Annotated in this window: 9 protein-coding genes and 1 tRNA gene; 4 read left to right on the plus strand and 6 right to left on the minus strand. The window is 68.7% G+C overall.

Annotated features, from left to right (window positions below):
* Window positions 1-62 precede the first annotated feature (62 nt).
* A complete protein-coding gene (locus ON04_RS07650; RefSeq protein ID WP_010541015.1) occupies window positions 63-1,265 on the minus strand; it encodes a cytochrome P450 in 1,203 nt (400 codons plus the stop codon).
* A 132-nt stretch (window positions 1,266-1,397) separates the two neighbouring features.
* Between ON04_RS07650 and ON04_RS07655 the strand changes: the two genes are divergently transcribed.
* Window positions 1,398-1,673 (plus strand): DUF3072 domain-containing protein, encoded by a 276-nt coding sequence (locus ON04_RS07655; protein ID WP_010541016.1) that lies wholly within the window; start codon window positions 1,398-1,400, stop codon window positions 1,671-1,673.
* 42 nt (window positions 1,674-1,715) lie between these two features.
* Here the strand turns inward: ON04_RS07655 and ON04_RS07660 are convergent, their stop codons facing one another.
* The 3 genes from ON04_RS07660 to ON04_RS07670 all read right to left on the minus strand — a co-directional run bounded on the left by ON04_RS07660 (window position 1,716) and on the right by ON04_RS07670 (window position 3,755).
* On the minus strand, window positions 1,716-2,837 hold the full coding sequence (locus ON04_RS07660; protein ID WP_010541017.1) for an FAD-dependent oxidoreductase: 1,122 nt from the start codon (window positions 2,835-2,837) through the stop codon (window positions 1,716-1,718).
* Window positions 2,834-3,619 (minus strand): DUF1295 domain-containing protein, encoded by a 786-nt coding sequence (locus ON04_RS07665; RefSeq protein ID WP_010541018.1) that lies wholly within the window; start codon window positions 3,617-3,619, stop codon window positions 2,834-2,836. Before ON04_RS07665 ends, ON04_RS07660 begins: the two co-directional genes overlap by 4 nt.
* 63 nt (window positions 3,620-3,682) lie before the next feature.
* A tRNA-Gly gene (locus ON04_RS07670) sits at window positions 3,683-3,755 on the minus strand.
* Window positions 3,756-3,864: 109 nt separating this feature from the next.
* On the opposite strand from ON04_RS07670, the gene ON04_RS07675 reads away from it, so the two are divergent.
* Window positions 3,865-4,044, plus strand: coding sequence for a DUF6440 family protein (locus tag ON04_RS07675; protein ID WP_029458016.1), 180 nt, complete (start codon window positions 3,865-3,867; stop codon window positions 4,042-4,044).
* A 56-nt stretch (window positions 4,045-4,100) separates the two neighbouring features.
* A complete protein-coding gene (locus ON04_RS07680) occupies window positions 4,101-4,508 on the plus strand; it encodes a YciI family protein (RefSeq protein WP_010541020.1) in 408 nt (135 codons plus the stop codon).
* A gap of 45 nt (window positions 4,509-4,553) precedes the next feature.
* Here ON04_RS07680 and ON04_RS07685 read toward each other — a convergent pair whose 3' ends face one another.
* Window positions 4,554-5,042, minus strand: a complete 489-nt coding sequence (locus tag ON04_RS07685; protein WP_010541021.1) for a hypothetical protein — start codon at window positions 5,040-5,042, stop codon at window positions 4,554-4,556.
* 230 nt (window positions 5,043-5,272) lie between these two features.
* Entirely contained in the window at window positions 5,273-5,794 is a 522-nt protein-coding gene (locus tag ON04_RS17045; RefSeq protein WP_010541022.1) for a hypothetical protein, read from the minus strand.
* Window positions 5,795-6,084: 290 nt separating this feature from the next.
* Here ON04_RS17045 and ON04_RS07695 point away from each other — a divergent pair, with 290 nt between their 5' ends.
* On the plus strand, window positions 6,085-8,166 hold the full coding sequence (locus ON04_RS07695) for a heavy metal translocating P-type ATPase (RefSeq protein WP_010541023.1): 2,082 nt from the start codon (window positions 6,085-6,087) through the stop codon (window positions 8,164-8,166).
* Window positions 8,167-8,374 lie beyond the last annotated feature (208 nt).

An 8,374-nucleotide genomic window follows, 5' to 3' on the forward strand; every position in this document is an offset into this window, starting at 1 on the left:
AGCTGGTGGCCCCGGGGTTCTGGGCAGCTTGGTTGAGGCTGGGTGACGCTGAGGTCTCGCGTTCAGTTGTCCCACTCGACCCGGAGCTCGTCGGGTCCGCGAAGCGCGGTGCCGATCTGGCTGGTGACCGTGGCGTCGGCGCCGGGTTGCAGTCGCAGTCCGGGCAGCCTGTCTATGAGCGCGCCTAGAGCGGTGGTCATCTCGGTCAACGCGAGCCAGGTGCCCGCGCAGCTGTGTGGTCCCTGACCAAAGGAGAGGGTGGCCTGGTCCGTGCGGGTGATGTCGAACGTGTGCGGATCGGTATAGACCGCCGGGTCCCGGTTGGCGGCGTTGATGGAGAAGATCATGAACGTCCCGGCGGGGATGTCGATGCCCTGCCAGCTGGTATCCGCCGGGCAGATCCGCGGGTGGAGTCCGACCGGCGGCTCCCAGCGCAGTCCCTCCCACACCGCCTGGGTGGTGAACGCGGCCGGGTCGGAGCGCAGTAGCTCCAGCTGGTCGGGGTGGGTCAACAGTGCAGACAGGGTGTTGCCCAGCGCCAGCATCGTGGTGTCGGCGCCGGCGGGAAAGAGTAGCCGGAGGAACGCCAAGATCTCCTCGCCGTCGAGGGTTTCCCCGTCGATCTCCTCGGACACCAGCGCGGAGATGAGGTCCTCGCCCGGGTGTCGGCGACGCTCGGCGATGATCGGGGTGACAAACTCCGTGAACTCTTTGGACGCGCGCATCGCGGCGTCGCGGTTGAAGGGGAACATGAACAAGTCGTGTGCCCAGGTCCGGATCGAGTCCTCATCCTCGACGGGCAGGCCCATCAGTCTGCTGATGAGCATCACCGGATATCGCGTGGTGAACTCGGCGACGAGGTCGGCGCTGCCGCGGTCGGCAAAGCGGTCGATCAGCTCGTCCGCCAGGGGCTGGATGAGCGACTCGATGTAGGTGCTGACCTGCCGACGGCGGAAGCGGGGCGAGATGAGGGTGCGATTGCGGCGATGCTCCTCTCCCGCCATGCACTGCAGCGTCTTGCCGAGGACGGGGCCGGTGGTGATCGGGTAGATCGCGGAGGCGGGGAAGGTGGCCTCGTCCCGGAACGCGGCGGAGACGAGGTCGTGCGTCAGCAGGAGCACAGCGTTCATCCCGGCAAAGGGCACCACCGCGTAGGGCCTGGTCTGGCGCAGCCGCTCAAGGACGCGGTGGAGGTTGGGCTCGTCCTCAAAAGCGAAGTCTGGCCCGTCGAGATCACGGTCGGGAAGCGCGTAGGTAATGGTCATCAGTTCTCCTTGTGCGGCCGCTGCCCCAAACCTAGATCTTCTAGTGGGTACTCAGTCGCTGCAGCATGATTTCGGACGGCCGCGCGGCGCCGGGCGGTGGTCCGACCAGCGGCCCGGGCGTAGCGTGCGGGCATGACTAACCCGACGAATGATTCACACCGGGACCGAGAGGGCGAGACCCTGGGCGCGCCCGTCCCCGAGGGGCGCAGCACCGGCGACGGCTCGCTACAGCGGGACCCCGACGACTGGGTCACCGGCGACGAGCCCATGACCGAGGCGCAAAAGAGTTACCTCGACACCCTCGCCCGGGAAGCCGGCGAGGAACTCCCGGCCACACTGACCAAGGCTGAGGCGTCCGAACACATCGACCGTCTGCAGAAGGGCAACCCGCGCGCGGGCCAGTCCTAGCGAGCCGCGTCGTCGTCGTCGTTCTGGTTCTTGTTCTTGTCCTCATGACCGCGCCCGGCGCCGCACCCCTCCGTAAATCCCCTGGCGGGTGATGAGCCGCTGCAGCACGATGTCGGACGCCCGCGCGGGGACGCGGTAACCACGGCCGGTGGGGGCAAAGACGATGAGGCCGTCGCGCTGCGGACCCAGCACAGAGCCCCATCGACGGCGCGGAGGCCGGTAGTCGTGCAATGGGCCTCCGGCGAGGTGCGCGCGGATGTTGCGCGCAAGCAGGACGTGCCCGCGGTTGCGGGCCGACGTGCGCAGCGGATCGGTGGCGGCGACATCGCCCACCCCGAAGACTCCGGGAAAGCCCGTGACCTGCAGAGTCGGCTCGACGTTGACAAATCCTCGCTCGTCGAGCATCTCGCCCGGAAGCCACGAGGTGTTGGGCGTGACTCGGCCGATCGCCCACAGCACCATGTCGGCGCTGGTCGGTTGCTGCCCCGTTGACCACGTGACCGGCCCGCCGGTGAGCTGGCGGGAGTCGTGGCGTTCGGAAAGCTCGGCGCGGTGACCGGGGTGCAGGCCCACGCCGAGGCGTTCGAGGCGCGCACGCACCCGCTGCCAGACCCGGTGGTGGTGATGGGGGAGTGCGCGCTCCCCGGGGAAGTACAGATTCACCTTTGTGGTCGGCCACCGTTCGGCGATCTGCGCGGCCGCGTTCACCGCCGCCGCGCCGCCGCCGACCACCGCCACCGAGGTGGCCGCCGCGATGCGCTGGTGGGGTGAGGCGAGGTCGGCGTCGAGGCCTGTCGCGTCCTGGAGGGTGGGGTGGCGCCAGAATCCGTTGGTGACGCCGCTGGCCACCACGACGACGTCGTACGGTTCCTCCACCGTCGAGCCGTCCGGCAGGGTGACGCGCACGAGCCGCGACTCGGTGTCCAGGTCCGTCGCGCTGCCGTGCACGATGCGCGTCCGATCAAGCCCGCGGAACCTGCCGTAGGCGATGCGGTAGTCCCGCTCCCACGCCCGCGGCCGGGCCAGTCTGAGCCCGAGTTCCTGGCCGCTGACGAACTCTGCTTTTGAGGTGATGCCCACCACGTCGGCGTGCTTGTGGAGTGCGATCGCGCTGAGCACGCCAGTGTCGCCGAGGCCCACGATGACGACGCGGGGACGACTCATGCGCGGTTCGGGCGCGGTTCGGAGGTGCGGGCGGCGCGGGCGGCGGGGTCCCGGGGCGATGACGGCGATGACGACGACGGTGACGACGACGGTGACGACGACGACGCCGGCGCGCCCTTCCTGGGCGGTCGCGGAATGAACTTGGACACGCGCTGCATGACCTCGGCGTACTCGGGCCGGCGCTCGAGGCTGCGATTTTCCATCAGCGGGATGCTGGCGAGCAGGAACATCGCGAGCATTGTGGCCGCACCGGCGAACACCCACCACGCGCCCGGCCAGGCGGCCAGTCCGAAGAGTCCCATCGACAGCCAGACACCGAATTCGCCCACGTAGTTCGGGTGGCGCGACCACGACCACACACCGGTCTGCATGACCTGGCCGGACCCGCGGGTGGCCACAAAGCGCTGCAGCTGCAGGTCGGCGATGGTCTCCAAAGCCAGGGCGGCGACGCCCACGACAAACGCGATGATGTCTAGCGGGCCGAGCGGTTCACCGGCGCGGGTGGCCGCCACGTAGACGGGGATGAGTCCGGCGAACACCTGCAGCGTCGGAAAGAGGTGAGTGCTCATGAGGTCGGCGGGGAATTCGAACCGCCCGGCACGGTCGCGGATGAGCTGGTAGCGCCAGTCTTCGTGGTGCAGCCCGGGGAACGTGCGGACCCAGTTGGCGGTGAGGCGAATCGCCCACGCCAGCAGGATGGCCGTCAGGAGCCACCAGCGGGTGTCGTTCACGCCGGCGTCGGCAATCACCCACCAGTAGAACGCCAGTAACGGAGGGAGCACCGACCACTAGGCGTCGTAGAAGGTCCCGACTCCGGCCAGTTGTGGCTGGGGGACCTCACGTTGAGCGGATGACGGGATTCGAACCCGCGACCCTCACCTTGGCAAGGTGATGCGCTACCAGCTGCGCCACATCCGCATCGCGCACCTACACCTCGAAGGCGTCTGCGCTGCGAGAAAGAACTTTAGCCGATGCCCTGAAACGAGTTTCACAGTGGTCCCCGGTCGCGGGGTGACACCATGTGGCCATGGCCAAGAAAGACAAGCGCTTCGAGAAGATCCACTCCGAATCGATCAGCATGATGGACAAGTTGGAGATCTTCCGCGACACCCATACCGGGGTCTGCTATCTCTGGCGTTCCGGCGGGTACTCGGGCGGACTCACCGTGCTGCTCGGCACCGACGGGAAACCGATCATCCAGCTCTAGGCCCTCGGCAACACTCGCCGGGCTTCCGGCACCGGACACAGCAGAGGAGTTCAACCATGGCCAAGTACGTACTGATCAAGCACTACCGGGGCGCGCCCGATCCGCCGAACAACGTGCCCATGAGCGAGTGGGCGCCCCGGGAGGTGACCGCCCACATCACGTACATGAACGACTTCGCCGGCAGGCTCGAGCAATCCGGCGAGTTCGTGGAGGCCAGCGCTCTCTCCGAGTCCGGCACCTGGGTCCGGTCAGACGGGCCGGGCAGGCCAGCGCTCGTCGAGGGTCCGTTCGCCGAGTCCAAGGACCTGGTTGCCGGCTGGATGGTCATCGACGTGGCCACCTACGAGCGAGCCCTGGAACTCGCGGCGGAACTGTCGGAGGCGCCGGGTGCTGGCGGCGAGCCGATCCGCGAATGGCTGGAACTGCGGCCCTTCTTGGAGGCACCGCCCGAATTCGAGCACTGAGCAGGAGAACACTGGGCAGCGGCTGCAACGGGTGCCGCAGCAGCCTCAGTTCTTGCAGGCGGTCTCGAGGAACGGGTTGCCCTGTCCGCCAGAGGAGCCCACGTCACCGGGCGGCACCGAGATACGGCCGGGGCGCGGCCGCTGGGGCTTGAGCGCTGAGCACGTGGGGCTAGAGGCATTGGCGGTGGAAGCCGTGGTGTCGGCTGAGTCCGTGGCGCCGGTGATCGAGGGGGACGAGGGGATGGTCGGTGCCGTGGCGGGCTGCGTGGTGGGGCCGTCGGCGGGGACCTGGATGATCAGCGGAGTCGAGCGAGGGGCGGACCGTAGGCCATCGGCTTCGACCTGTGTGGCCTCGGCGGGATCGTTAGCCGGGGTGGACGAGACGACCGTGGACGACAGGACCCACGTCTCCGGGCCCGACGATTGCGTGGCATCCAGCTGGGTGGAGCTGGTGGTGGGCGTAGTGGCGGGCACGGATCTACTCGCGCCGATCGGCACCAGAAAGAACAGTGCCGACAGCAGTGTGAGGAGCAATCCTGCGCAGGCTAAACCCGGGCACGAGCGTGTCAGCCAGGTCGGCTGGCCCGCATCTCGCATGGTGCCCCCTCGGAAAGCAGCCGGCCCTCTGAACAGATGTTCATTACGGAGAGACCACTGCTGTCTGATCTCCCTGGGGAGCATCGCCGTCTCTGATGTGAACGTTACTTCACGGATCTGGTGCCGGGGGTAGAACAAGGGGAGCGAGCGCGGCCGAGGATGGGCGCCTACGAGTGGGCGATCGCCAGGATGATCCAGATCGGAAGCCACAGGCCAGCTGTGAGGAGGGTCAGGACAAGGTGTAGTGCGTGGTTGACGCGGCGCCCGCCGTTGTTGTTCACGAAAACCGTCTGCTGCATCTGCTGCGGCGGGTACATGTACGGGTTCGGGTACTGCGGCGGACCGTAGTGGTTGGGGGCGTACTGCGGCGGCATCGCCAGATGCTGGGGGATGTACTGCTGCGTAGGCGGGTTGTACACCGGGGCCGGCGGGCCCCCGTAGGGCAGACCGCCCTCGTGGGCGAGCGGCTCGTAATCCTGCCCCGGCCGAGCCTGCCGGTAGGGGTCACCTGGCCGAGGCTGCCGGTAGGGGTCACCTTGCCGCGGCTGGGAGTAGGGGGCGCCGGGCCGGGGCTGCGGGTAGGCGTCAAACGCGCGGGTCTGGTGTTGTCCGGCGGGGTGGTGTCCGGCCGGATAGGCGCGGTCGCCAGCACCCGGCTCATGGGCGGGGGAGCGGTAGGGCTCGTCCATGTCATCCCTCCTCAGGGGCAAGTCGGCGACGTGCCGTAATGACCGTGTTTCACACGCCCGGACCGGCTCGCCTCGTCCGGATCTCAGCGACCGAGACCGACTTCACCTCAGGGTACGTCGGCACTACGACAGAGATCACCGGACGAGATCGCGCACCTCGTCGTCGTCGAACTAATCGAGCGGACCGGGCGACCGGCTGGCCGGCTTCGTCCCCGGGCAAACCCTTCCGGGTGGACGTCTCCGCACTGTGGTGGCACGGTCGGGGTAACTCAACAGGAATGCAGGGGGCCATGAACCACGCGGACCACGACCAGCACGCAGTCCAAGAGCAGCACTCGGGCCACGACCAGCACTCGGGCCACGAGCATCACGGACACCACGACCATTCGCATCACGTGCAGATGTACGGGCGCCTGTTCTGGATCATGCTGGCGCTCGGCGTCCCCACGGTGGCGTTCTCGCCGATGTTCGCGAACCTGCTCGGCTACGAGGTCACCGGCTGGGGCCTGTGGGTGGCGCCGGCGCTGGGCACGCTTATGTACTTCTGGGGCGGTAAGCCGTTCCTGGAGGGCGGCCGGGACGAGATCCGCGAGCGCCAACCGGGCATGATGCTGCTGATCAGCCTGGGTATCACGGTCGCGTTCCTGGCGTCCTGGGGCGCGACGATCGGCCTGCTGGGCCCGGAGCTCGAGTTCTGGTGGGAGCTCGCGCTGCTGGTGGTAATTATGCTGCTTGGTCACTGGGTGGAGATGCGATCGCTCGCCCAGACCGGGTCCGCGCTGGATTCCCTCGCCTCCCTGCTGCCCGATCAGGCCGAACGTGTGGTGGGCGACCAGGTGGAGACCGTCGACCCGTCCGAGTTGAAGAACGACGACGAGGTGATCATCCGCCCGGGCGATTCCGTCCCCGCAGACGGCGTGATCACCCAGGGCTCCGCCAGCATGGACGAGTCCATGATCACCGGCGAGTCCCGCTCGGTGCGCCGCGGCGAGGGCGATCAGGTGGTGGCCGGGACCGTCGCCACGGACTCGGGTGTGCGGATTCGCGTGACCGCGGTCGGCGATGACACCGCCCTCGCCGGCATCCGGCGCCTGGTGGACGAGGCGCAGAATTCGTCGTCGCGGGCGCAGCGGATCGCCGACCGGGCCGCGGCCTGGCTGTTCTGGTACGCGCTCGGTGCGGCAGTGTTGACGGCCCTGGCCTGGTGGCTCCTCGGTACGCCGGAGGAGATCGTGGCGCGCGTAATCACGGTGCTTGTGATCGCCTGTCCGCACGCGCTGGGGCTCGCGATTCCGCTGGTGGTGTCCATCGCTACCGAACGAGCCGCCCGGCGCGGTGTGCTCATCACCGACCGCCTGGCCCTGGAGGGCATGCGCACCGTGGACGTGGTGCTGTTCGACAAGACCGGCACCCTCACCAAGGGCTCACCGGCCGTCACCGGGGTGCAGTCGGCAGAGGGCTGGGTCGACGACGACGTGGTGCTCCTTGTCGCGGCCGCCGAGTCTGACTCCGAGCATCCGCTGGCGCGGGCGATCGTCGCGGCTGCTGCCGAACGGGAGCTCAGCCTGCCCGCCTCCAGCGACTTCAGCTCCTCGCCGGCGGTGGGCGTCGAGGCCCGCGTTGACGGACAGTTTGTTCAGGTCGGCGGGCCGTACCTGCTCGAGCAGGAGGGCGTCTCCGAGCTCGAATCCGACCATCTCGAGCAGTGGCGCGACGAGGGGGCGACAGTCCTCCACGTGCTGGTTGACCGGCAGGTTGTCGGTGCGCTGCGGCTCGTCGACGAAGTCCGCCCCGAGTCCGCTGCAGCAGTCGCCGCACTGCATGACCGCGGCGTGGAGGTGCACATGATCACCGGCGACGCCGAGGCCGTGGCGGCCTCCGTCTCCGAGGAGTTGGGCATCGACAACTACTCCGCCGGCGTCCGACCCGAGGACAAGGCCTCCGCCGTCAGGCGACTGCAGGACGACGGCCGCCGGGTGGCGATGGTCGGCGATGGCGTCAACGACGCACCCGCCCTCGCCCAGGCAGATGTGGGCATCGCGATCGGCGCGGGCACCGACGTGGCCATCGCCTCGGCCGGCGTGGTGCTTGCCGCCGACGATCCGCGGGCCGTGGTCTCGGTGGCCGTGCTCTCGGAGGCTACGTACCGCAAGATGGTGCAGAACCTGTGGTGGGCGGGTGGCTACAACCTGTTGGCAGTACCTCTCGCCGCGGGCGTGCTGGCGCCGATCGGGCTCATTCTGCCGATGTCGGTGGGCGCTGTGCTCATGTCGCTGTCGACGGTGGTCGTGGCAGCCAATGCCCAGCTTCTCCGGCGGCTGGACCTCTCGCCCGAGGCGGTGGCATCAGGGGCCAGCGGCCAGAGGTCCTGACCCGGCCCGGATTCCTGCCGCCCCGCGCCGCCCCTGCCGCGCTGCCGCCCCGCGCCGTCCCGCGACCTCGCGCGTCCTGACCCCTAGTTCGCCCCTGTGCGATTTCCGAGGGACCCCTTGCGCCGCGAAGAGGAAATCGTGCAAACCCACTCGGGCGATGCAGGCGAATTCCTCTCCGCGGCGGGCGCGGCGGGCGCGGCGGGCGCGG

The organism is Dietzia alimentaria 72 (assembly GCF_000226215.1).
In the GTDB taxonomy this organism is placed as follows: Bacteria; Actinomycetota; Actinomycetes; order Mycobacteriales; family Mycobacteriaceae; genus Dietzia; species Dietzia alimentaria.